Origin of the sequence: Ectothiorhodospira shaposhnikovii (assembly GCF_022227765.1) — a bacterium.
Classification (GTDB): domain Bacteria; phylum Pseudomonadota; class Gammaproteobacteria; order Ectothiorhodospirales; family Ectothiorhodospiraceae; genus Ectothiorhodospira.
On record NZ_JAJMLZ010000005.1, the window covers coordinates 58,329 to 80,324 of the forward strand.

Sequence of the window (21,996 nt, forward strand, 5' to 3'; positions counted from 1 at the left end):
GAAGGTGGAGGAGCCTGGCGGTTCTCCGAACGATTGGCCTCTGCAAAAGTCACAATCGTGCGTCGATCGAACCGACAGGTACTCCTCCACCTGCACTGCTAGTGCAGTACCGCTACTGCAAAGACCCTCTTAGTAGAAGGGTCTCCACATGAACACCAGGAAGTGAGCGGCGGCAGCCAGAACCATGAACACCGTGAAGGTGGTCTTGAACTGCTCGTGGAATTCCTTGGCTTGTTCTTCGGTCAGGCCGGAGATGCTGTTGTCATTCATGGTCTAGTCCTCTCTTACTCGGAAGCTTCAACGGCGCTGGCGTCGAAGGTCAGCGGGTTGTAGTTGTCGTTGGCGTACACGAAGGCGTGAACGGCCAGGGCAACGACCAGGACAGCCATCAGAATGGGCATCAGCCAGGTGCCAGGATTGACCACCAGCCACAGCTTCCAGTCGTCTCTGGGGTTGCTGGGCTTGCTCGCTCTGTATTCGCTCATTGATATTACCCTCTTGGTTTAAGTACAGACCCCTTTCGAGATCCGGACGTTCTTGCAAACATCAACTTCTGATGCAGCCCCTTCAGTCCGGCCTGGCCGACCTGTCTGACAGGGACCGTAGTCAGGGTGTAAGTCTAGGCTGACGCCGCGCGATGTCAAGGTTTCGATACAGACGGAAGCCCCGGAAAGACCCAAGACTCACAAAAGCTTGACCCGGGTCAACGAGTGGATGGGTCATGGCGGCAAAAGCCGGGGTTTCAGCCGGATGGACACACCCGCCAGGACACGTCATGATGCCCGCAAGCCCCAGGACACCGGACTGTCCGCTCAGCACAAGGAGGTCAACCATGCCCATCACCGACTGGCCCGCCGCCGAACGCCCCCGGGAAAAACTCATTGCCCGCGGCGCCGCGGCCCTGTCCGATGCCGAACTGCTGGCCATCTTCCTGCGCACCGGGGTGGCAGGCCGCACCGCCGTGGATCTGGCCCGTGACCTGCTCACCCGTTTTGGCGGCCTGCGCCCCCTGCTGCAGGCGGACCTTCAGGACTTCTGCACCGCCCATGGCCTGGGAAAGGCCAAGTACGCCCAGCTCCAGGCCGTGCTGGAGATGGGAAGGCGGCACCTGTCCGAGACACTCAAGCGTGGTGATGCCATCACCAGCCCGGAACATACCCGGCGCTACCTGAGTGCCCGCCTGCGGGACTATCCCTTCGAGGTCTTCGCCTGTCTGTTCCTGGACAATCGCCACCGGGTCATTGCCTTTGAAGAATTGTTCCGGGGCACCATCGACGGCGCCAGCGTCCATCCCCGGGAAGTGGTGCGCCGCGCCCTGATCCACAACGCGGCGGCCGTCATCCTGAGTCACAACCACCCATCGGGAATCGCCGAACCCTCACGGGCGGACGAGGCCATCACCCGACGCCTGAAAGAGGCCCTGGGACTGATCGACGTGCGGGTACTGGATCACATCATCGTTGGCGACGAACTGGTGTCATTGGCGGAACGCGGCGTGATCTGAGACCGCTTTCCCGCATGCTTTTCAGGGTCTTGACGGGGCCGGAAAGGTTTAAGATAGGCCCGCCTTCAGGTCGTCAAGGAAACAGGATCGTGTCGGAACATGAAACCGAACTGAGCAACCGCCCCACCAGCCGCAACCTGCGGGTGCTGGGACGTCTGCTGGGCTTTGCCAGACCTCACACGGGCCGCATCATTGCCGCCGCCGTGGCCCTGGTGGCGGGGTCCGGGGCCGTGCTGGCTTTCGGGGCCGTGCTGCGCCTGGTGATCGATCAGGGACTGACCGCCGGCGATGCCGCCGCTTTGAACCAGGCCCTGATGCTCCTGCTGGGCGTAGTGCTGCTCATGGCCACCGCGGTCTCGGTACGCATGTATCTGGTGACCTGGATCGGTGAGCGGGTGGTGGCGGACCTGCGCCGGGCGGTATTTGAGAAAGTACTGCGCCTGGACCCAGCCTTCTTCGAGATGACCCGCACCGGGGAAGTGATCTCCCGTCTGACCACGGATACCTCCCTGGTACAGGTGGTGGTGGGCTCCACCCTGGCCATCGCGGTACGCAACCTGCTGCTGTTCTGCGGCGGCATGGCCATGCTGTTCATCACCAGCCCCAAGCTGACCCTGGGCGTGTTGCTGGGGGTGCCACTGATCACCGTGCCGGTGTGGATCCTGGGACGCCATGTCCGCCGTCTTTCCCGCCAGTCCCAGGACCGGGTGGCCGACATTGGTGCCTATATTGACGAAACCCTCTATGGTATCCGCACCGTCCAGGCCTTCTGCCATGAAGCGGTGGACATGCTGCGCTATGGCCGCCAAGTGGAACAGGCCTTCGACACCGCCATCCGGCGCACCCGCTTCAGCGCCCTGCTCAGCGGCATGGTGATGCTGCTGGTATTTTCCAGCATCAGCCTGGTGTTGTGGGTCGGCGGGCACGACGTGCTGGCCGGACGCATGAGCAATGGACAGCTGGCGGCATTCGTGTTCTATGCCGTGCTGGTGGCCGGCGCCGTGGGCGCCATCAGCGAAGTCATCGGCGAGCTGTTCCGGGCCACCGGTGCGGCGGAACGCCTGATCGAACTGCTGGATACGGAACCCGCCATCACCCCGCCCACCCGGCCGCGGGCCCTGCCGGCCCCACCCGAGGGCCGGGTGCAGTTGGAGCAGGTGGTGTTCCGCTATCCCTCCCGCCCCGAGCCTCCGGCCCTGGACGGGATCACCCTGACCCTCGAACCCGGCGAGAAGGTCGCCCTGGTGGGGCCCTCGGGGGCCGGCAAGTCCACCGTCCTGCAGTTGCTGCTGCGCTTCTATGACCCCGAGTCCGGACGCATCCGTTTTGACGGGGTGGACATTCGGGAAACGGATCCGGGCCAGCTACGAAGAGGCATGGCTCTGGTGCCCCAGGATGCGGTCATCTTCGGCGCCGATGCCTGGGAAAACATCGCCTTCGGCATGGACGGAGTGAGTTGGGAACAGATCCGACAGGCGGCGGATGCGGCCCATGCCAGCGAATTCCTGGACCGCCTGCCGGAGGGGTTTTCCAGTCATCTGGGAGAACGGGGCGTACGCCTGTCCGGCGGCCAGCGTCAGCGCATCGCCATCGCCCGCGCCATCCTCAGGGACCCGGCCCTGCTGCTGCTGGACGAGGCCACCAGCGCCCTGGACGCGGAAAGTGAACGCCTGGTCCAGGAAGCTCTGGAACACCTGATGGAAGGACGCACCACCCTGATCATCGCCCACCGCCTGGCCACGGTCCGCAAGGCGGACCGGATCGTGGTCATGGACCAGGGCAGGATCGCCGCCGTGGGGACCCACGATGAGCTGGTGGCCCAGGGAGGACTCTATGCCCGACTGGCAGCCCTGCAGTTCAGGGAGGGACAGGAAGGACTGACGGAACCAGGCCGGCGCACCGGCACCGGGGGCTGAACCCGGGGCCGGTGGCGGTTCCCTCTCAGCCCCGGATCAGCAACACGTCCGCGTCCTGCACCTGGTGCACCACCCGGCGGGCCACGCCGCCCAGAAGGGCATCCTGGAGACGGTTGCGGCCGTGGGTGCCCATCACCACCAGCTCGGCCCTGAACTCCTGCACGGCCCGCTCCAGCACATCGGGCGCATAGCCCAGACGCAGCTCGGCGGAGAGCCGCTCCGTCGGCAGACCGCAACCGGCCAGAAAATCATTCAGCTCCTGCTCCTGTTCGGCGCGCACTTCCTGCTTGATCCTCGCCACCTCGCTGGCCACCACCCGGTTGCGCAGCACCTCGTCCAGGGAATCCATGTTGTAGGCATGCACTGCGCGCAGGGTTTCCTCGGGGGAAAGCGCCGCGGCCAGGCGGAGGGCGCTGCGGGTCCGTTCGGAATAATCCACCGGCACCACGATATGGCGGTAAGCCCCCTGCACCGGCTTCTTCACCACCAGGATGGGGCGATCAGCATGGTGGACCAGGTTCTGGGTGGTGGTGCCCAGCAGGATCTCCTTGAAGCTGCGCTGGCCGTGGGAGCCCACCACGATCAAGTCCGCTCCGAACTCGCGGGCCTCCGCCAGGATCTGCTTGTGACCCTGACCCCGCACGCAGCGGATGTCCATGTCCAGGTCGTCGGCGGCGCCCAGCGCCGTCATCCGCTCCGCCATGGCCTGCTCGGTGGCCTCCACCAGATCCGCCATGAGGGTGTCCGCATCACCCCGCCATCGCTTGAGGACGGTCTCGTCCAGGGTCGGGGCAGGAATCACGTTGACCACCCGCAGTCGGGCGCCTTCCGAAGCGGCCAGCTGCAGGGCGCGTCGACCGGCGTTGTCGGCGCCGGCGGAAAGGTCGGTGGCAAACAGGATCTTGCTCAGCTTCATGGTATATCTCTCTCGTGCAGGACATGGCTCTTTGCTGTCTCGGCGCGCCAGTCCACCCTGACATGGCACCGGTCGCACTGATTGTCGCACAGTTACTGCCGCTGTCACGTGACCGGCTGTAAAATGCAACCCACGGTCATCGCCCCGTCCAGCAGCATTGCGCCTGCGTCAGGAGCACTCCCTTGCATATCAGTCATCTTCTTATCGTGCAGTATTGCGCGATTCTGGTCTTTTCATCCCTCTATGCCCCCCAGCCCCTGCTGCCTGTGCTGGCGGAGGCATTTGCCGTCAGCGAGGCCAGGGCCTCGCTGCTGATCACCGTGGCCCTGCTGCCCCTGGCCATCGCGCCGGTGGCCTATGGTTTCCTGCTGCAGAGACTGTCGGCCAGGCGCCTGCTGATCGGCGCCACCTGGCTGCTGGCCGTCACCCAGGTGGCGGTGTATCTGGTCACCAGCTTTGAACTGCTGCTGGCCCTTCGCCTGGCCCAGGGGCTGATCATTCCCGCCATGCTCACTTCCCTGATGACCTACCTGGCCGCCAGCGCCCCGCCGGGACAGATCGCCCGGGTGATGGCCATCTACATTGCCGCCAGCGTGCTGGGAGGCTTTCTGGGGCGCATGATCTCCGGGCTGATCTCCACCCAGTTCGGCTGGCGCTGGTCATTCCTGTTCCTGGCCGTGGCCATCGCCCTGTGCGCTTTGCTGTTGCAGCGCCTGAAGGCCGACCCGCCGGTGAGCTTCCAGCGCCTGGACCCGCGGACCATCCTGCAGGTGCTGCGGCAACCCAGCTTCCTGCGTCTGTACCTGGTGGTGTTCTGCGCCTTCGGTGCCTTTGCCTCGCTACTCAACTTCCTGCCCTTCCGCCTGGTGGAACTGGGCACCGGACTGAGCGAGACCGGCATCGCCTTCATGTATGCGGGTTACCTGATGGGCGTGGTCACTTCCCTGCTCTCCCTGCGCATCGCCGACCATATCGGCGGCGCGGTGAACACCATGCTGCTGGGCAGCGCGGTGTTCCTGGCCGCCCTGCTGTTCTTCACCGGTTCCCAGGTGTGGGTGATGTTCGTGGGCATGTTCGTGCTCTGCGCCGGCATGTTCCTGATCCATTCCCTGGCACCGGGGGTGCTCAATCAGGCCGGCGGCGAGCAGCGGGGGGTGGTCAACGGACTGTATATTGCCTTTTACTATGCGGGCGGTACCACCGGGTCGTTCCTGCCGGGATTTCTGTATCACGGCCTGGGCTGGCACGCGTATCTGGGCGCGCTGGCCGTGACCCTCAGCTTCGGCGGGTGGCTGCTCTGGACCTTGCGACGCAGCGGCCTTTGAGACCCGGCCGGAAAACCGAAACACCCTGGAGGCACGAGGAGGATAGATGAGCCAAGACACTGCCAAGCCGTCCCGCAAGGGACTGCCCCGCTGGGCCAGACTGCTGATGACGCCCCTGATCCTGCTGGCGGCCGCCGCCCTGATCTGGAGCCAACTGCCCAAGGGCGCCTACTCCACGGATTTGAGCCGCATCGGAGACGGGCGCCCTGCCCTGGTACTCACTTACGACGCCTCCTTCCTGGCGGGCATGCGGGTGATGGGCTACATGGACGAGATCCGTGATGACTACATGCCGCAGGTCCACTTCCTGGTGGCCAATGTGGGCACCCCCGACGGACGCAGCCTGGCGAACCGGCACGGGGTTCGGGACGGGGCCGTGCTGCTGTTTTCAGCTCAGGGGACACTGGTGGAACAATTGCCGGCACCGGCCGGCGCGGAGGAACTGCGTCAGGCCCTGGATCGGACCCTGATGGCGACCCGGTAGGCACCGGGCGCAGGGGGCGGGCAGGGGGCAGGGATGCCCCCACGAACCGGATCAATGCTTGTAGCGGTAGCTGATACGGCCCTTGGTCAGGTCGTAGGGAGACATCTCCAGCTTGACCTTGTCGCCGCTGACCACACGGATACGGTAGCGGCGCATCTTGCCGGAGGCGTAGGCCTGCACCTGCACGCCGTTCTCCAGTTCCACGCGAAAACGCTGATCGGGCATCACGTCGGTGACGGTGCCTTCCATCTCGATGAGATCTTCCTTATTGGACATGGGGTACCTCTCTTTCCGTCAGGCGGGACACATGAGGGAACCGCGTTTCTGTCCGGCCTGAGTGAGTGTCGGCCTGGCCCTGTGGGCCTGTGCCATGGGGTCGTGCGTCTGCCGATGCAGCGCAGATAAGGTGGGGCAAGGCGGTCTTGATGCCGCTTGACAGGGTCCCGATGCCGGTCGTCATGCCCAGGACCGCTGCAGTATACACGAATCAGGATTCATTTTCAGGGACTTACGCGCATACCCCTGAAAAGGAGAGCGGAACGGGGTTGCCACGATGAAATTAAGCGATGGCTAATATTGCCCGTTTCCCTTAAAGTGTGCGGCATTCAAAGGGCGCCGGAGTCCGGCTTCGGGCGTCGCCGGATCAACTGCTCACGGGGGCATCCGATGGAATCACAACCGAGACTGCCGCACTTCCCTGTCGCCTGGTTCGCCATGATCATGGGCCTGCTGGGCTTCGCCATCGTCTGGGACCGGGCCGATGCCCTGCTGGCCGCCCCCCCGGTCATCGGTGATGTCCTGAGGGGCTTCGCCGTGGTGGCCCTATTGGGAGTGGCGGCACTCTATCTGACCAAGCTGGTCCGCTACCGGGAAGCCGTGGTCAAGGAACTCAACCACCCCATCAAGCGCAATTTCTTCGCCACCATCTCCATCAGCCTGGTCCTGCTGTCCATTGCCTTCCTGGAGGACGCCCCCGGCCTGTCGCTGGTGCTCTGGTCCGTGGGCGCGGCGCTTCACCTGCTGTTCACCCTGTACGTGATGTCGGTGTGGATCAATCACACCAGCTTCCAGATCCAGCACATGAATCCAGCCTGGTTCATCCCCGTGGTGGGTAACATCCTGGTGCCCATCGCCGGAGTACACCATGCCAGCCCGGAAATCTCCTGGCTGTTCTTCAGCATCGGCCTGGTATTCTGGATCGTACTGCTGACCATCGTGTTCTACCGGATCATTTTCCATGATCCACTGCCGGAAAGGCTGGTGCCCACCCTGTTCATCCTGGTGGCGCCGCCGGCCGTGGGCTTCATTTCCTATCTCAGCCTGACCGACAGCCTGGATCCCTTTGCCCGGGTGCTGTTCTACACCGGCCTGTTCCTGACCCTGCTGCTGTTCTCCCTGGTGGGTCGCTTCGGACGACTGAAGTTCTTCATCTCCTGGTGGGCCTATTCATTCCCCATGGCGGCCATGACCCTGGCGGCCATCAAGATGCACGGCCTGACCGGTGATCCCCTCCATTACGTGATCGGCGTGGTCATGATCGGCGTGCTCACCTTCATCATCGGCGCCCTGCTGATCCGCACGGGCATCGCGATCAGAAGGCGGGAGATCTGCGTCGAGGAATGATCCGGCGCCTCATTCCGGCGGCCCTGTCCGCGGAGTATCGGCCATCTCGATCCTGATGGCCTTGCCCTGCAGCAGGGCCTCAGAGACCTTTTTGCGGGCAGAGTCCAGCATGCGGGAAAACGTGCTGCGCGACACGCCCATGCTGTCCGCCGCATCCGCCTGATAGCGGCCTTCCAGGTCCGCCAGACGCAGGGCTTCCACCTCCTCCAGTGCCAGCACGACCTCCTCCAGATCCCGCAGCGGGATGCCGGCCGGCTTGAAGTAGGTACAGTCGGGACGACAGGTGATCCGGCGTGGACCGCGTGGCCTTGGCATGGGCTGCTCCGTGATGGATGCTTGTATCTATTATGGTCATATGCGCATAATTGGCCACGAATCTTGACGGAGAAACCAACATGCGCATTGCCGTGACAAGTCAGAATTTTCGCACCATCACCGGCCATGCGGGCAAGTGCCGGCGCTTTCTGGTCTTCGGGCCGGGCGCGGCGGATGCCCCGGAAGAACTGCAACGCCTGGATCTTCCCATGGAGATGGCCCTGCACGAACATCGGGGCCAATCCCACCCTCTATTCGAGCTGGGACTCACCGACCTGATCACCCAGGGGGCGGGTCCCGGCTTCATTCGCCGTCTGGCGGCCCAAGGGATCCGGGTCCATGTGACCAGCGCCACGGACCCGATCGCCGCCGTTCGCAGCCTGTTGACCAAAGAACCCCTGCCGCAACCATTGGAGGGGGCCTGCCGACATTGAAACGCCCACCGGGCGGCGCCGGGACACAACCCATCCGGCAGATCACCTCTGATCCCGGGGCCGCTCGCGACGCGTCTGCTTGATGCGATACATGGCCTCGTCGGCTCGGTTGAGAAAGTCCTGGGGCTTGTCCGTGTGCCTGAATAACGCCACGCCGACGCTGCAACCCACATTCACCATGTGGCCCTTGGCCTCGATGGGCAGGGAAATCTGTTCTTCGGCACGCAGTGCCAGTTTGCCGGGATCGGCGTTCCTGCCGCCGTTCTCCGAAAGCAGCAGGGCAAATTCGTCCCCTCCCAGACGGGCCGCGATATCATCACCACGCACCAGGTTGCGCAGGCGCTCCGCCACCACCTGCAGCACGATGTCTCCCGCCTCGTGCCCCAGACGGTCATTGATGGGCTTGAACCCGTCCAGATCCAGATAAAGCAATGTCAGACGCCCCCCATCATGCCGGTGCTTCTCCATCCGTTGTCCGAGTGTTTCCATGAACCGGCGCCGATTCACCAGCCCGGTGAGTGCATCCGTATTGGCAAGATCGGCCAGCTTCTGCTGTGAACGACGCCGTGCCTCCACCTCCCGGCTCAGGTCCCGGGTGCGGCGGGTGATGATGCCGGCGGACTGGTTGAAGGATCGGGTCAATTCGGTGAATTCCCCCCAGAACGGCTCCTTGACGAAGACATCGCTCTGATGCCTGCGCAAGGCTCGGGTGGCCTGGGTCAGCAGGCTCACCGGCCTGGAGATCATGCGGGTCAATACGAGTGCCATGACCAGACAAAGCAGCAGGACGAACAATACCGTCACCAGGAGAAACTGCGTCTGTTCCCTGAGCGCCGCCTTCAGCACCTGGAGCGATACATAAACCACCACGTCGCCCAGGCCATGGTCCAGGGGCATCGCCAGCAGCAAATGGTCACAGACACGGACCGGTCCGGCATCGGGGACGAATGGAACCTCGCCGAAGGCGACACAGATACCGTGATCCAGACCGGCATCGACACCGAGGATACGAAGACCTTGCTGCCCCTCACGCAGTAGCAGCAAGGTTTTCCCGCCCAGATCCTCATAGGGGAAGTCTTCCACCACGGCCAGCAGATCATCCATCAGTACCAACAGGTGCAGACTGCCGATATGACGATCATCAAGCACCAGAGGGCCGCTGACCCAGAGCGTGGGCCGGTCGCCGTTTTCCGGCCAGTGAACCTCGAGACTGATCTCCGGCTGCCGCAACACGGGCGGTCGCATGCCGGTCTCACCCAGGCGCCCGTCATGGTATACACCCGTCACGGAGCGACCCTCCCCGTCGCGAATCCAGATCCCGCCGAGCGCTTCCACGGGTTCCAGTGCATCCCGCAGGATGCGATCAATCAGCCGGTGATGGACGGGATCTCCGGTCCGCAGATAAGCCTCCAGGCTGATGCGCATCTGGGTCCGGCTGGCCACCAGGTCCAGGTGATCGATCATGCGCCGGAACTCCAGATTCAGGCGCCGCTGCTGAACCTGGGCAATCCGCTCCAGGCCGGCCTCCGCAAGGGACAAGGTGAGGACACGGGTGTGATGGTATTGAGCCAGGAACAACACCCCCTGGGGAACCAGTGCCACCAGCAGAAACGCCATCAGCAGCCTGTGGCGCAGCCCCAGGCTGCGCCACAGGCGACGCACTCCGGCATGGGGCTTGGCAGGCCTTTCCCGCTGCCCGGTGTCATCGCCCTGTTCGGCATGCCCCATACCCTCTCCCGCGGGACGAAATCCCATTTCCAAATGCCGTCACGATACCGCCACCGGGCATGATTGCAAACCTCCGTGAACCAAAGAAAGACAGGCCTGCCAAAAACTTGAAAGACCTTCACGGAGTATCCGCGATGATCAGGATCAGACGTTCCCATGAACGCGGCCATGCCGATCACGGCTGGCTGCAGTCCCGTCACTCCTTCTCCTTTGCCGATTACCACGACCCGGCGTGGATGGGCTGGGGCAATCTGCGCGTCATCAACGAGGACCACATCGCGCCGGGGGGCGGCTTCGACACCCATGGGCACCGGGACATGGAGATCATCACCTACGTGATCAGCGGTGAACTGGCCCATCGGGACAGCCTGGGCAACGGCACCGCCATTCCCCCGGGGGACGTGCAGCGCATGAGCGCCGGCAGCGGCATCCGTCACAGCGAGTTCAATCACGCCCCGGACCGCATCACCCACCTGCTCCAGATCTGGATCCTTCCCGATCGGAAGGGCATCCCGCCCAGCTACGAGCAGAAACACTTTGGCGACGAAGAAAAGCGTGGACGACTGCGCCTGCTGGCCTCGCCGGACGGTGCCCAGGGTGCCGTGACCCTCCACGCGGATGCCCGCCTGCTGGCCGGCCTGTTCGATGGCGCCGAACAGGCCGCGCTGGATCTGGATCCGCAACGCAGATACTACGTACATCTGATCAAGGGGACGCTCACCGCCAACGACCATCGCCTGGCGGACGGCGATGCCCTGCTCCTGACCGGAGAGACGCGACTGGCGCTGAGTGACGGAGACGGGGCCGAGGTGCTGGTCTTCGATCTGGCCGCCTGAAAGGATGCCGCCATGAGCAACCGAAATGACAGCAGCTATACTCACACTCGATACGGGTTTCCGGAGACCCCCGGCCATGGTCAAGGCCCAGACACGCACGCTGATAAGACGCCCGCTGGAACAGGTCTTTCGTTTCGTGGTGGAAGACTTCGTCACCAACTACCCGCGCTGGTCCCCCGAGGTGAAGAGCCTGCGGGTGCTCACCCACGGCCCCTTGCAGGTAGGCTGGACCGGGCATCAGGTGCGGGTGGACCAGGGGCGGCGCACGGAATCCGACTTCAGGGTGATCGCACTGGAGCCGGGGCGGCAGGTCACCTTTCGCGGCGTGAGGGACCCCTACCGCATCGACTACCGGTTCGAACCCCGGGAGCAACATACCGAACTGCACTTCAGCTTTGAGATGGGGAAGCTCAGTCTGCCCCTGCGTCCGTTCGAGAAACTCATCCGTCTGGCGGTACAGGAGGGTACCGAGCGCACGGTGCGCAACCTCAAGGGACTGGTCGAGGCGGAGATCGAGCCGCCATCCCCCTCCGCGGCCTGAAACCCGCCCCGTTCAACCTTCAGAGTCATCGCCTCCATGGACTTCATTCCCGAAAAAGATGCCTCCGGCCTGATCCCTTCCGTACTCGCCCAGATCCTGGATACCTGCGTCAACGGCGTGACACTCTCGGACCCCGATCTGCCGGACAACCCGATTGTCTACGCCAACGCGGTATTCGAGCACATGACCGGCTACTCCCGCGCGGAAATCATCGGTCACAATTGTCGTTTCCTGCAGGGAGAGGACCGGGAACAGCCGGCCATCGAGGAGATCCGCAAAGCGCTGGCGGAAAGACGGGAGGTGGAAGTCACCCTGCGCAATTACCGCAAGGACGGCACCCTGTTCCATAACCGCCTGAGCATCCGGCCCCTGTTCGATGCCTCCGGCAAACTGATCTATTTCCTCGGTGTGCAGTACGACGTCACCGACCTGGTGAATGCCCAGACCGAAGTGGCCCGACTGGAGGCACTGCTCCGGCAGGGGGGCTAGCCAGCCTGGCTTGAAATGCCCGCTCGGGCCATTCCATCCCCCCTCCCCTCATCCCCGACCCTTCTCCCCCAGAGGGAGAAGGGAGCATCCGTGGCCGAACCCAGGTTCATGCGTCATTCCCGCGCACACGGGAATCCAGACACTGACCCGCTGAATCCTTGACTCCCGCTTTCGCGGGAGTGACGGCAAAGGACAAGCACTTGACGGCAAAAGACATGGGAGCGACGGCAAAGGACAAGCGCTTGAGCCGCCCCAAAACTGTGGACAAGACTGTGGATGTCATGTCGATACCCTGATCACCTTCAGGCGCCGACACCACGGCAGGAAACAGAGCAAAAAAATATAGCATTGATTTAAAAAGACTAAACCACCCAACACTCAAAGACTTCCGACTGCGGGAAAGGCGATTCCGGGCCAAGGCCAACCATGGCAAGCCTGTGCATAACCGGCCCTGAAAATAACAGGCGCGGACGAATCTCAGATGATGGCGGGAATGCTGATGACCCGGTTTCGGCCCTGGCGCTTGGCCTGATACAGCGCCGAATCCGCACGCCGCAGCAGGTCATCGGGATACTGATCAGAAGCCTGACACTGTGTCAGGCCAAAGCTCGCCGTGACACCGAAGGTGGCATCCCTCGCACCGCTCAGCCGGATGGCCGCCACATCCACCCGGATCTCCTCCCCCAACCAGAAAGCCTGGTCCAGCAAGGTATCCGGCAGGAAGATCACGAACTCCTCGCCCCCCAGACGGGCCGAGACATCCGTGCGGCGCAAACGCGCTTTAAGGATGCCTGCGAAGGCGATCAGGACCTCATCGCCCTTGGCATGACCGTGCTGGTCGTTGATGGCCTTGAACTTATCCAGATCCACCATGATCACGCAGAACGGGGAGGCCGTCCTGCCGAACCGGTCCAACTCCCGGGATACCACGTCGAAAAAATAGCGCCGGTTGAACAGACCGGTCAGGGCATCGCGGATGCTCATTTCCCGCAGTTCCTGTTCCAGCTGCTTCTGGCGGGTGATGTCCATGACCAGACCATGCCAGAGGGTTCCCCCTTCAGGGGTCCGTTCCGGAGTGGACTGCCCGTGCAGCCAACGCACTTCACCATCCACGCAGACCCGATAATCAACGCTCCAGAACGTCTGGGTGCGTTCCGACGCTTCGACACTCTGCATCACCCGTTCGACGTCATCGGGATGAAAGACGTTCAGCAGCCGGTCCAGATCATTCTCCACATCCCCGGGATCGACACCAAAGAGATCCCGCATCTGATGGCTGGCATAGGGTATGCAATAACGCCCGTCGGCACGGCGTTCAAACTGATAGATCATGCCTGGAGCCGCCTCGGCGATCTTGCGCAATGTTTCTTCCACCTTCTGCTGGCGGGTGATATCCAGCGCGGCACCGGCAATGTGCATCAGCCGTCCCTCCTTGAAGACCTTGCGGCAGGTATCCTCGACCCAGATGTAACTGCCTTCGTGGGTCATGATCCTGTAACGACGGTTAAGATCCCGGGTTGAATCCCCCTGCAGCCAGGTCTCGAATTGAGCCAGGGTGGGCGCCACGTCATCGGGATGTACGAGATGGAACCACCCCCCGGGGGCGGTGAGTTTCTCGTCATCAATGCGCAGGAACAGGCGTAGATTGGGTGAAATGTATTCGATGCGGTAAGGAGGGACGGCTTCGGTGTAATAAACCACGGCCGGAGACAGCCGGAGTATCTCGTCCAGCATCGCTGGGAGGCCGGAAGAATCCGTCGGTTTGCTGTCTTCGGCGTCGAACGAGCCGTTCACCGGGGTTGCCAAGAGAGATCCACCTTAAGAGGGAACCACGAATCCACCTTAGCAGATTTGCCGACATGGTAAGGCACATCCTGCGCCCTACCTGCCCCGCCCCTCACCGGTCAGGGGCGGAACAACCGCTTCGCCCGTGTCTCAGGCCCGGCGCAGCCAGGCCAGCAGCAGCATCCCCAGACCGGCGATGCCGGCCAGCCAGGCCGGCCAGGGCGCGCCCATCACCGCCGGCAACTCCGGCGCCAGGGTCAGCATCAGCACTCCGCTGATCAGCAGGCTGCCCCCGGCCACCGCCAGGATGGTGGCCCGGTTGCCCTCCCGGACTTCCGTCCGCAGGGCCTGGAACTGGGCCTTGTCCATGCCCCGCACCCCCACGCCGCGGGCCTGAAGCCGCAGGGCCTCGTGGATCAGACCCGGCATGTCCGGGGCCTTTTCCAGGATCAGGGGCAGATTGCGCCGCAGACCCTTGACCAGGGCCCGCACCCCCACCTGCTCGTCCATCCAGCGCTGGATGAAGGGACGGGCGGTCTGCCACAGGTCCAGTTCCGGGTAGAGATCCCGACCCATGCCTTCGATGTTCAGCAGGGTCTTTTCCAGCAACACCAGCTGGGGCTGGACCTCCATGTTGAATCGCCGGGCGGTCTGGAACAGGCGCACCAGCACGTAACCGAAGGAGATGTCCTTGAGGGGCTTTTCGAAAATGGGTTCGCACACGGTGCGGATGGCCGCCTCCAGCTCCGTGATCCGCACATCCGGCGGCACCCAGCCGGACTCCACGTGCAGCTCCGCCACCCGGGCGTAGTCCCGATTGAAGAAGGCATAGAAATTCTCTGCCAGATAGCGCTGATCCGCCGGCGAGAGGGTGCCGACGATGCCGAAATCCACCGCCAGATAGCTGGGGTCCGCCGGATCGGAGACATCGATGAAGATGTTGCCCGGGTGCATGTCCGCATGGAAGAAATTGTGGCGGAATACCTGGGTGAAGAAGATCTCCACCCCCCGCTCAGCCAGCAGCTTCAGGTCCACCCCAAGGGCCTTGAGGGTGGCCACGTCGGACACCGGCACCCCCTGGATGCGCTCCATCACCATCACGTCCTTGCGGCAGTAGTCCCAGAACACCTCGGGCATGTAGAGGATATTGGAATTCTCGAAGTTGCGGCGGATCTGGGAGGCGTTGGCGGCCTCCCGCAGCAGGTCCAGCTCGTCCAGGATGGTCTGTTCGTACTCGGCCACCACCTCCACCGGTCGCAGCCGCTTGCCCTCGGGCCAGTAGCGCTCGGTCAGCTCGGCGATGACGTACATGAGTTCCACGTCCCGGCGGATGGCCTTCTCGATGTTGGGCCGCACCACCTTGACCACCACCCGGCGACCGTCATGCATGACCGCCCCATGGACCTGGGCGATGGAGGCGGAAGCCATCGGGGTCTCCTCAAAGGAGGCAAACAGGCTCTCGATGGGACGCCCCAGGGACTTCTCGATGATGGCCCGGGCCTGCTCGTTGGGGAACGGCGGCACCCGGTCCTGGAGCTTGGCCAGTTCCACCGCGATATCCTCGGGCAGCAGGTCCCGCCGGGTGGAAATCATCTGGCCGAACTTGATGAAGATGGGGCCGAGATCTTCCAGGGCCCGGCGAATCCGTTCGCCCCGTCCATAGGGTACGGTGCGGAACCAGTTCCACGGACCCAGGTAGCGCAAGAAGCGCACGGAGCGCAGCAAACGGATCGTCAGCACCACGTCATCCAGCCCGTGGCGGATGAGGACACGATTGATGGTGATCAGTCGAAGCAACTGGGAAGGGTGCAGATGACGCATCGAGAGTCCTGAATGTTCTTATCGCTGGGCCCGTTCCCGGGCTTGTTCCAGGCGCTGGATACGGGCCTGGAGGCGGTCTGCGTCGCTGCGCAGACGGTCCACCTCGTCCATGAAGACCTCCACCTCGCCCCGGGTGGGCAGGCTGCGGGTCTCTTCCTGCAGGTATTCCTTCACATCCAGGCGCAGGGATTCACGGCTGCGTTGCAGCCAGGCCGACAGGCCTCGCCAGGCCTCACCGGCACGATGGGCCACCAGATCACCGGTGAGGCCGGCCAGCAGTTCTTCCCAGTCCAGATCCACCTGCCGCAGCAGGTCGCTGAAAAGGCGGGCCAGCTGAGGGTCGCCGATCACGCCGACCCCTTCCGGCAACCGGGCGCCGGGCTCCCCCGCCATCAGGCTCGCCAGGGTGGCGGGGGCACCGCTGATGGTCACTCCCGGCTCGCCGTCATACTGCCCCAGCACCTGCAGGTAGTCCTGCGCCGGCACGAAATACAGACACAGATCCACGCCGGTGACCTGCAGCGCCACCACGCCGCCCCGCAGGGCCGCCAGGCGCTCCCCGCTGTCGGGGTCCAGCGCCAGGTAACGACGGATGGCCTGCTCCAGCAGGGCCGTGACCAGGGTGGGCGGTGTAGGCATGGGCATCTCTCCCGTGGGGCAGGCCCGCGGCGCTAGAGCTTGTAGCCCTTGTGCAGCGCCACGATGCCGCCGGTCAGATTGTGGTAGTCGCAGCGCTCGAAACCGGCCGTCTGCATCATCTGCTTGAGGGTTTCCTGGTCCGGGTGCATGCGGATGCTCTCCGCCAGATAGCGGTAGCTGTCCGCGTCTCCCGCCACCACCTTGCCCATCAGCGGCAGGGCCTTGAAGCTGTAGACATCGTAGACCGACTGCAGGGGCTTGCTGGTGGGCTGGGAGAACTCCAGCACCAGCAGCTTGCCGCCGGGACGCAGCACCCGCAGCATGGAACGCAGGGCGGCGTTCTTGTCGGTGACGTTGCGCAGGCCGAAGGCAATGGTGATGAGATCAAAATAGTCGTCCGGATAGGGCAGGCATTCCGCGTTGCCCTGGACGTAGTTGATGTTGCCCACCAACCCCTCGTCGATCAGCCGGGCGCGGCCGCAGGCGAGCATGGAGGCGTTGATGTCGCACAGCACCACCTGACCGGTGGGACCGACGATGCGGGAAAAACGGGAGGTCAGGTCGCCGGTGCCGCCGGCCAGGTCCAGGATCTTCTGACCGGGACGCGCCGCGGCCACCTCGATGGTGAACCGCTTCCAGATCCGGTGAATCCCCATGGACATGAGGTCGTTCATGACGTCGTACCGGCTGGCCACGGAATGGAACACCTGCCCCACCCGTTTGACCTTGTCCTGCACCGGCACCTGTTCGTAGCCGAAATCAGTGGTTTTGTCGTCGGACATGCATGCTCCAGTTATCAGCCCTGGCGCTGGTGGCCGGCGGCCTCCAGTCGCTCCAGATAGGTTTGCCACAGCCGGGCCTGATCGACGCCCAACCGGTAAAGATATTCCCAATCGTAGATGCCGGTATCGTGCCCATCGGAGAACACCAGCTTGATGCCGTAGTTGCCCACCGGCTCGATGCCGGTGATGGTCACGGCTTCCTTGCCCACCTGCAGCACTTCCTGGCCGGGACCATGGCCGGTCACCTCGGCGGAAGGGGAGTAAACCCGCAGGAATTCGCAGCTGAGCCGGTGGCTCTCACCGTCGGCGTAGACCATTTCCAGCATCCGCGCCTGACGGTGCAGGCGGATGTCGGTGGGGCGATGTTTCACGGCACGTTCCTCCCGCGGGGTTCACAGGATGTAGCGGCTCAGATCCTCGTCCTGCACCAGTTCGCCCAGACGCTCGCTCACATAGGCGGCATCGATGACCAGGGGGCTGCTGCAGTCGGGGGCCTCGTAGGAGATCTTCTCCAGCACCCGCTCCATGACCGTATGCAGGCGCCGGGCACCGATGTTCTCGGTACGCTCGTTCACCTGGAAGGCGATCTCGCCCAGACGGCGCACACCGTCCTCGGTGAATTCCACGGTAACGCCCTCGGTGGCCAGCAGGGCCGCATACTGTTCGGTGAGGGAGGCACGGGGTTCGGTGAGGATGCGCACGAAATCCTCGGCGGTGAGGGCCTCCAGTTCCACCCGGATGGGCAAACGACCCTGCAGTTCCGGGATCAGATCCGAGGGCTTGGCCAGGTGGAAGGCACCGGAAGCGATGAACAGGATGTGGTCGGTATGCACGGAGCCGAACTTGGTGGAGACGGTGCAACCTTCCACCAAGGGCAACAGATCCCGCTGCACCCCTTCCCGGGAGACGTCGGCGCCGCTGTATTCACCGCGACGAACCACCTTGTCGATCTCATCGAGGAAGACGATGCCGTTCTGCTCCACATGGGAGACGGCCCGCAGCTTGATGTCGTCCTCGTTCACCAGGCGGGCGGCCTCCTCGTCGGTGATCAGCTTGAAGGCCTCGGCGATCTTCAACTTGCGGGTGCGGGTACGCTGCCCGCCCAGGTTCTGGAACAGACCCTGCAGCTGACTGGCCATGTCCTCCATCCCCGGCGGGGTCATGATCTCCACGCCCGGCGGCAGGGCCTGAACCTGGATCTCGATCTCCTTGTCATCCAGCTTGCCTTCCCGCAGGCGCTTGCGGAATTTCTGCCGGGTCTCGGAATCGGCGCCCCGGGACGGGGTATCGTCGGCCATGAAGCCGCCGCTGCCGCGCGGCGGCGGCAGCAGGGCATCCAGGATGCGTTCCTCGGCGGCCTCCTCGGCCCGGTGGCGCATCTTGTCCATCTCCTGCTCCCGCAGCATCTTGACGGCGGCATCCACCAGATCCCGGATGATGGATTCCACGTCCCGGCCCACATAGCCCACCTCGGTGAACTTGGTGGCCTCCACCTTGATAAAGGGGGCATTGGCCAGGCGAGCCAGGCGGCGGGCGATCTCGGTCTTGCCCACGCCGGTGGGGCCGATCATGAGGATGTTCTTGGGCGTGACCTCGCGGGCCAGGGCCGCGGGCAACTGCTGGCGGCGCCAGCGGTTGCGCAGGGCAATGGCCACCGCCTTCTTGGCGGCATCCTGACCGACGATGAAACGGTCCAGCTCCTGAACGATTTCGCGGGGAGTCATTTCAGTCATGGCACATCTCTTTACGCTGACACGGGGGGCTGCGATCCACCGGGATCACAGTTCCTCGATGGTCAGGTGATGATTGGTGTAGATGCAGATGTCGGCGGCGATGTTGAGGGATTTTTCGGTGATCTCCCGAGCCGACAACTCGGTGTTCTCGTACAGGGCACGGGCGGCGGACTGGGCGAATGGACCGCCGGAGCCGATGGCGATGATGCCGTCTTCCGGCTCGATCACGTCACCGTTGCCGGAAATGATCAGGGAGTTGTCCTTGTCGGCCACCGCCAGCAGGGCCTCCAGGCGGCGCAGGGAACGTTCGGTGCGCCAGTCCTTGGCCAGTTCCACGGCGGCACGCAGCAGGTTGCCGCTGTATTTTTCCAGCTTGCCCTCGAAGCGCTCGAACAGGGTGAAGGCATCGGCGGTGCCCCCGGCAAAACCGGCCACCACCCGATCATGGTGCAGACGCCGGACCTTGCGGGCATTGCCCTTCATGATGGTATTGCCCAGAGAAACCTGCCCGTCCCCACCGAGGGCGACCTGCCCGTTGCGGCGCACGGAGACGATGGTGGTACCACGGAACTGTTCCAAGGGGAGACTCCTCACGTCTTGATGCCGACGACTGAGGGGGCATTGTAACGGAACTGGGGCACGAGGGGAGAAGGGCGGTCAGGAGTTTTGCTTTTGCCGCCGCGCTCGGGGATGGGCGGCATCATAGACCCGGGCCAGGTGCTGGTAATCCAGATGGGTATAGATCTGCGTGGTACCGATGTCCGCATGCCCCAGCAGTTCCTGCACCGCGCGCAGATCCTGGGACGATTCCAGGATGTGGCTGGCAAAGGAATGGCGCAGCAGGTGGGGGTGCACATGCCGCTCCAGTCCCTGGCTCAGGGCGCGGCGTGCCATCCGCTGCTGGATGGTACGGGGCGTCAGGCGCCGTCCATGACGGGCCACGAACAGGGCCGGTTCGTCCACCGCGGCCCACTGGGAGCGCACCCGCAACCAGGCCGCCAACGCCTCCCGCGCCTTGCGGCCCACCGGAACCTGGCGCACCTTGCGGCCCTTGCCCAGCACCCGCACCATGCCATCCTCCAGGTCCAGTTGGGTACAGTCCAGGGCGGTCAATTCCGACAGGCGCAGCCCCGAGGAATAGAACAGCTCAAGCACCGCCCGGTCACGCACCGCCGGCAGGCTGTCGCCGGGAATCTCCAGCAATCGCCCCACCTCCTCCACATCCAGCACTTCGGGCAACTTGCGGGGGGTCTTGGGCGCCCTCACCCCCTGGGCCGGATTGGCCCCCACCACGCCCTCGCGGATGAGGAAATTGAAAAATCCCCGCACGGCGGACAGCAGACGTTGCAGACTGCGCCCGGAGGCACCGGCCCGGTGACGGGCCGCCACCAGGGCGCGAATGTCATGGACGGTCACGCGGGACCAGTCCGGCTCGGCACCGGGGAGCAGGACATGACCGCGCAGGGCAATCAGGTCCCGCCGGTAATTGCTCACCGTATGGGGAGAGCAGGCCCGCTCACGGGCCAGATGGTTCAGATAGGCCTGGATGCGGCCATCCATGGGAGCGGTATCGGGCGTGTTCATCCCGCGGCCAGACGATGACCCACCGCGTGGGAGAGGATCTCGCCCAGATAATCCAGGAACAGGGTACCCATGCCGGGATGGAAACGGGCGCCATCCCGGCTGCCCAGCCCCAGCACCCCCAGGGGACGGGTCCCTTCCAGCAGGGGTACGGCAACGGCGGAATGCAGCGACTTGCCCTCGTCCTCGGGGAACAGTGCCTTGAACTGGACGGCGGACAGCCGTCCGCACAGGGGACGACGGGTTTCGAAGAGCTTGTCGAAACTGCGCATGGCCGGGTCATCGGGGGCGGTGAAGTGAAGGCCCCTTTGCGGATCTCCGCACAGGCGCACCACCACCGCGTCGGCCCGGAATTCGTTGCGCAACTGTTCCTGAGTGGTGGCCAGCACCGCATCCAGGCTGTCCGCCTCCATCAGCCCCAGGGCCAGCTGATGCAGGCGCTGGCTCAGGCGCTCGTTCTCCCGCGCCACCTGCACCAGATCCATCAGCTTGCGCTCCAGACCCCGGTTGCGTTCCCGCAGGAGCCCGATCTGACGCTCGATCAGGGACACCGCGTCACCGCAGGGATGGGGCACCCGCATCACCTCCAGCAGGGGAAGATGACGTTCGAAGAAATCGGGATGGGCTCGCAGGTAGGATTCCACGGCCGTTTCGGAGAGGGTCTCGTCCGCGAGAGCCCCCTTGTCGGATATGCTCATAGTTCGATGGTCCCCGTAAAGACCGAGGTGGCGGGACCGGTCATGAAGACCGGGTCGTCTTCGCGACCCGCCCACTGTATCACAAGCCGGCCACCCGGCAGATCCACGTTCACCCGGTCTTCCAGCAGCCCCTGAATCCGGCCGGCGACGACGGCGGCGCAGGCCCCCGTGCCACAAGCCAGGGTCTCGCCGGCACCGCGCTCATAGACCCGCAGACGGATATGAGTGGGAGACACCACCTCCATGAAACCGGCGTTCACCCGCCGGGGAAAACGGGGATGCCCCTCGATGGCCGGCCCCAGCCGGGCCACCTCGGCAGTCTGCACGTTATCCACCCGCAGCACCGCATGGGGGTTGCCCATGGAGACGGCACCGATTTCCAGGGCCTGATCATTCACCATCAGGGTGTACCAGGGTGCCGCCTTGTCGGCCTCGAAAGGGATCTCCCAGGGGGTCAGCCGGGGCGGACCCATGTCGACGGTCACCTGCCCGTCCGCCTCCACCTGCAGGGTGATGAGTCCGGCGGCGGTTTCCACGGGGATCCGGGTCTCTCCGGTCAACCCCTGATCCCGGACGAACACGGCAAAGCAGCGGGCGCCGTTGCCGCACTGCTCCACCTCGTTGCCGTCGGCATTGAAGATGCGATAGCGAAAGGCCGCCCGGGACGGATCGGTGGGCGGCTCCACCATGAGCACCTGATCGCAGCCGACCCCCAGGCGCCGATGGGCCAGGAACCGGACGTGGTCCGGGGTGAGACGGACCTGGCGACGCACGCCGTCGATGACGACGAAGTCGTTGCCCAGGCCGTGCATTTTCGTGAATCGGATCATCATGGCAGGGAGATTA

25 protein-coding genes are annotated in these 21,996 nt (G+C 64.1%); 9 read left to right on the forward strand and 16 right to left on the reverse strand.

Annotation, left to right across the window (positions count from 1 at the left end):
* Positions 1-129: 129 nt before the first annotated feature.
* A complete protein-coding gene (gene pufB, locus LQD11_RS08000) occupies positions 130-270 on the reverse strand; it encodes a light-harvesting antenna LH1, beta subunit (RefSeq protein ID WP_200171375.1) in 141 nt (46 codons plus the stop codon).
* Between the two features lie 14 nt (positions 271-284).
* A complete protein-coding gene (gene pufA, locus LQD11_RS08005; RefSeq protein ID WP_238617083.1) occupies positions 285-485 on the reverse strand; it encodes a light-harvesting antenna LH1, alpha subunit in 201 nt (66 codons plus the stop codon).
* A gap of 347 nt (positions 486-832) precedes the next feature.
* On the opposite strand from pufA, the gene radC reads away from it, so the two are divergent.
* Together radC and LQD11_RS08015 are read left to right on the forward strand one after the other, a co-directional pair.
* The gene (radC, locus tag LQD11_RS08010; RefSeq protein WP_238617084.1) at positions 833-1,504 is read left to right on the forward strand and encodes a RadC family protein; all 672 of its coding nucleotides are present in this window, start codon (positions 833-835) and stop codon (positions 1,502-1,504) included.
* 89 nt (positions 1,505-1,593) lie between these two features.
* A complete protein-coding gene (locus tag LQD11_RS08015; protein ID WP_238617085.1) occupies positions 1,594-3,420 on the forward strand; it encodes an ABC transporter transmembrane domain-containing protein in 1,827 nt (608 codons plus the stop codon).
* A 25-nt stretch (positions 3,421-3,445) separates the two neighbouring features.
* On the opposite strand, the gene LQD11_RS08020 is transcribed toward LQD11_RS08015, so the two are convergent.
* Entirely contained in the window at positions 3,446-4,336 is an 891-nt protein-coding gene (locus LQD11_RS08020) for a universal stress protein (protein WP_238617086.1), read from the reverse strand.
* 182 nt (positions 4,337-4,518) lie between these two features.
* Between LQD11_RS08020 and LQD11_RS08025 the strand changes: the two genes are divergently transcribed.
* Positions 4,519-5,661 (forward strand): MFS transporter, encoded by a 1,143-nt coding sequence (locus LQD11_RS08025; RefSeq protein ID WP_238617087.1) that lies wholly within the window; start codon positions 4,519-4,521, stop codon positions 5,659-5,661.
* 46 nt (positions 5,662-5,707) lie between these two features.
* A complete protein-coding gene (locus LQD11_RS08030; RefSeq protein ID WP_238617088.1) occupies positions 5,708-6,145 on the forward strand; it encodes a hypothetical protein in 438 nt (145 codons plus the stop codon).
* 51 nt (positions 6,146-6,196) lie between these two features.
* Here the strand turns inward: LQD11_RS08030 and infA are convergent, their stop codons facing one another.
* Positions 6,197-6,421 carry a translation initiation factor IF-1 gene (gene infA, locus LQD11_RS08035; protein WP_008930796.1) on the reverse strand — a complete coding sequence of 75 codons (225 nt, stop codon included), beginning with the start codon at positions 6,419-6,421 and terminating at the stop codon, positions 6,197-6,199.
* A gap of 390 nt (positions 6,422-6,811) precedes the next feature.
* Between infA and LQD11_RS08040 the strand changes: the two genes are divergently transcribed.
* Positions 6,812-7,768: an SLAC1 anion channel family protein gene (locus LQD11_RS08040; RefSeq protein ID WP_238617089.1), complete on the forward strand. Its 957-nt coding sequence runs from the start codon at positions 6,812-6,814 to the stop codon at positions 7,766-7,768.
* Between the two features lie 9 nt (positions 7,769-7,777).
* Here LQD11_RS08040 and LQD11_RS08045 read toward each other — a convergent pair whose 3' ends face one another.
* Positions 7,778-8,083 carry a DUF134 domain-containing protein gene (locus tag LQD11_RS08045; protein WP_008930794.1) on the reverse strand — a complete coding sequence of 102 codons (306 nt, stop codon included), beginning with the start codon at positions 8,081-8,083 and terminating at the stop codon, positions 7,778-7,780.
* An 80-nt stretch (positions 8,084-8,163) separates the two neighbouring features.
* On the opposite strand from LQD11_RS08045, the gene LQD11_RS08050 reads away from it, so the two are divergent.
* Positions 8,164-8,517 carry a NifB/NifX family molybdenum-iron cluster-binding protein gene (locus LQD11_RS08050; RefSeq protein WP_238617091.1) on the forward strand — a complete coding sequence of 118 codons (354 nt, stop codon included), beginning with the start codon at positions 8,164-8,166 and terminating at the stop codon, positions 8,515-8,517.
* Positions 8,518-8,559: 42 nt separating this feature from the next.
* Here LQD11_RS08050 and LQD11_RS08055 read toward each other — a convergent pair whose 3' ends face one another.
* Positions 8,560-10,245, reverse strand: coding sequence for a sensor domain-containing diguanylate cyclase (locus LQD11_RS08055; RefSeq protein ID WP_238617092.1), 1,686 nt, complete (start codon positions 10,243-10,245; stop codon positions 8,560-8,562).
* Positions 10,246-10,379: 134 nt separating this feature from the next.
* On the opposite strand from LQD11_RS08055, the gene LQD11_RS08060 reads away from it, so the two are divergent.
* The 3 genes from LQD11_RS08060 to LQD11_RS08070 all read left to right on the forward strand — a co-directional run bounded on the left by LQD11_RS08060 (position 10,380) and on the right by LQD11_RS08070 (position 12,111).
* Positions 10,380-11,081 carry a pirin family protein gene (locus tag LQD11_RS08060; RefSeq protein ID WP_238617093.1) on the forward strand — a complete coding sequence of 234 codons (702 nt, stop codon included), beginning with the start codon at positions 10,380-10,382 and terminating at the stop codon, positions 11,079-11,081.
* A 76-nt stretch (positions 11,082-11,157) separates the two neighbouring features.
* Positions 11,158-11,622, forward strand: a complete 465-nt coding sequence (locus tag LQD11_RS08065) for an SRPBCC family protein (RefSeq protein WP_238617094.1) — start codon at positions 11,158-11,160, stop codon at positions 11,620-11,622.
* Positions 11,623-11,658: 36 nt separating this feature from the next.
* The gene (locus LQD11_RS08070) at positions 11,659-12,111 is read left to right on the forward strand and encodes a PAS domain-containing protein (RefSeq protein WP_238617095.1); all 453 of its coding nucleotides are present in this window, start codon (positions 11,659-11,661) and stop codon (positions 12,109-12,111) included.
* Positions 12,112-12,588: 477 nt separating this feature from the next.
* On the opposite strand, the gene LQD11_RS08075 is transcribed toward LQD11_RS08070, so the two are convergent.
* The 10 genes from LQD11_RS08075 to dapF form a co-directional block, all read right to left on the reverse strand.
* Positions 12,589-13,917: a sensor domain-containing diguanylate cyclase gene (locus tag LQD11_RS08075; RefSeq protein WP_238617096.1), complete on the reverse strand. Its 1,329-nt coding sequence runs from the start codon at positions 13,915-13,917 to the stop codon at positions 12,589-12,591.
* Between the two features lie 129 nt (positions 13,918-14,046).
* Positions 14,047-15,717, reverse strand: coding sequence for a ubiquinone biosynthesis regulatory protein kinase UbiB (ubiB, locus tag LQD11_RS08080; RefSeq protein WP_238617098.1), 1,671 nt, complete (start codon positions 15,715-15,717; stop codon positions 14,047-14,049).
* Positions 15,718-15,735: 18 nt separating this feature from the next.
* A complete protein-coding gene (locus tag LQD11_RS08085) occupies positions 15,736-16,356 on the reverse strand; it encodes a ubiquinone biosynthesis accessory factor UbiJ (RefSeq protein WP_008930786.1) in 621 nt (206 codons plus the stop codon).
* Between the two features lie 32 nt (positions 16,357-16,388).
* Positions 16,389-17,138 carry a bifunctional demethylmenaquinone methyltransferase/2-methoxy-6-polyprenyl-1,4-benzoquinol methylase UbiE gene (gene ubiE, locus LQD11_RS08090; protein ID WP_008930785.1) on the reverse strand — a complete coding sequence of 250 codons (750 nt, stop codon included), beginning with the start codon at positions 17,136-17,138 and terminating at the stop codon, positions 16,389-16,391.
* A gap of 14 nt (positions 17,139-17,152) precedes the next feature.
* Positions 17,153-17,509, reverse strand: coding sequence for a gamma-butyrobetaine hydroxylase family protein (locus LQD11_RS08095; protein ID WP_008930784.1), 357 nt, complete (start codon positions 17,507-17,509; stop codon positions 17,153-17,155).
* A gap of 21 nt (positions 17,510-17,530) precedes the next feature.
* The gene (hslU, locus tag LQD11_RS08100) at positions 17,531-18,871 is read right to left on the reverse strand and encodes an ATP-dependent protease ATPase subunit HslU (RefSeq protein ID WP_008930783.1); all 1,341 of its coding nucleotides are present in this window, start codon (positions 18,869-18,871) and stop codon (positions 17,531-17,533) included.
* Between the two features lie 45 nt (positions 18,872-18,916).
* A complete protein-coding gene (gene hslV, locus LQD11_RS08105; protein ID WP_238617100.1) occupies positions 18,917-19,450 on the reverse strand; it encodes an ATP-dependent protease subunit HslV in 534 nt (177 codons plus the stop codon).
* Between the two features lie 78 nt (positions 19,451-19,528).
* Positions 19,529-20,455, reverse strand: coding sequence for a tyrosine recombinase XerC (xerC, locus tag LQD11_RS08110; RefSeq protein WP_050814178.1), 927 nt, complete (start codon positions 20,453-20,455; stop codon positions 19,529-19,531).
* A complete protein-coding gene (locus LQD11_RS08115) occupies positions 20,452-21,150 on the reverse strand; it encodes a DUF484 family protein (RefSeq protein WP_238617101.1) in 699 nt (232 codons plus the stop codon). Before LQD11_RS08115 ends, xerC begins: the two co-directional genes overlap by 4 nt.
* A complete protein-coding gene (gene dapF / locus LQD11_RS08120) occupies positions 21,147-21,983 on the reverse strand; it encodes a diaminopimelate epimerase (protein ID WP_238617102.1) in 837 nt (278 codons plus the stop codon). The genes LQD11_RS08115 and dapF overlap by 4 nt, the downstream gene beginning before the upstream one ends.
* Positions 21,984-21,996: the final 13 nt, after the last annotated feature.

Bases quoted from the DNA above. Each gene is read 5' to 3' on its own strand.
- LQD11_RS08070 (WP_238617095.1), top strand. From the start codon at position 11,659: ATGGACTTCATTCCCGAAAAAGATGCCTCCGGCCTGATCCCTTCCGTA.
- ubiE (WP_008930785.1), bottom strand. From the start codon at position 17,138: ATGTCCGACGACAAAACCACTGATTTCGGCTACGAACAGGTGCCGGTG.
- LQD11_RS08065 (WP_238617094.1), top strand. From the start codon at position 11,158: ATGGTCAAGGCCCAGACACGCACGCTGATAAGACGCCCGCTGGAACAG.
- LQD11_RS08050 (WP_238617091.1), top strand. From the start codon at position 8,164: ATGCGCATTGCCGTGACAAGTCAGAATTTTCGCACCATCACCGGCCAT.
- LQD11_RS08045 (WP_008930794.1), bottom strand. From the start codon at position 8,083: ATGCCAAGGCCACGCGGTCCACGCCGGATCACCTGTCGTCCCGACTGT.
- LQD11_RS08055 (WP_238617092.1), bottom strand. From the start codon at position 10,245: ATGGGGCATGCCGAACAGGGCGATGACACCGGGCAGCGGGAAAGGCCT.
- radC (WP_238617084.1), top strand. From the start codon at position 833: ATGCCCATCACCGACTGGCCCGCCGCCGAACGCCCCCGGGAAAAACTC.
- pufA (WP_238617083.1), bottom strand. From the start codon at position 485: ATGAGCGAATACAGAGCGAGCAAGCCCAGCAACCCCAGAGACGACTGG.
- infA (WP_008930796.1), bottom strand. From the start codon at position 6,421: ATGTCCAATAAGGAAGATCTCATCGAGATGGAAGGCACCGTCACCGAC.
- dapF (WP_238617102.1), bottom strand. From the start codon at position 21,983: ATGATGATCCGATTCACGAAAATGCACGGCCTGGGCAACGACTTCGTC.
- LQD11_RS08020 (WP_238617086.1), bottom strand. From the start codon at position 4,336: ATGAAGCTGAGCAAGATCCTGTTTGCCACCGACCTTTCCGCCGGCGCC.
- LQD11_RS08115 (WP_238617101.1), bottom strand. From the start codon at position 21,150: ATGAGCATATCCGACAAGGGGGCTCTCGCGGACGAGACCCTCTCCGAA.
- ubiB (WP_238617098.1), bottom strand. From the start codon at position 15,717: ATGCGTCATCTGCACCCTTCCCAGTTGCTTCGACTGATCACCATCAAT.
- pufB (WP_200171375.1), bottom strand. From the start codon at position 270: ATGAATGACAACAGCATCTCCGGCCTGACCGAAGAACAAGCCAAGGAA.
- LQD11_RS08060 (WP_238617093.1), top strand. From the start codon at position 10,380: ATGATCAGGATCAGACGTTCCCATGAACGCGGCCATGCCGATCACGGC.
- hslU (WP_008930783.1), bottom strand. From the start codon at position 18,871: ATGACTGAAATGACTCCCCGCGAAATCGTTCAGGAGCTGGACCGTTTC.
- LQD11_RS08030 (WP_238617088.1), top strand. From the start codon at position 5,708: ATGAGCCAAGACACTGCCAAGCCGTCCCGCAAGGGACTGCCCCGCTGG.
- LQD11_RS08085 (WP_008930786.1), bottom strand. From the start codon at position 16,356: ATGCCTACACCGCCCACCCTGGTCACGGCCCTGCTGGAGCAGGCCATC.
- LQD11_RS08040 (WP_238617089.1), top strand. From the start codon at position 6,812: ATGGAATCACAACCGAGACTGCCGCACTTCCCTGTCGCCTGGTTCGCC.
- xerC (WP_050814178.1), bottom strand. From the start codon at position 20,455: ATGAACACGCCCGATACCGCTCCCATGGATGGCCGCATCCAGGCCTAT.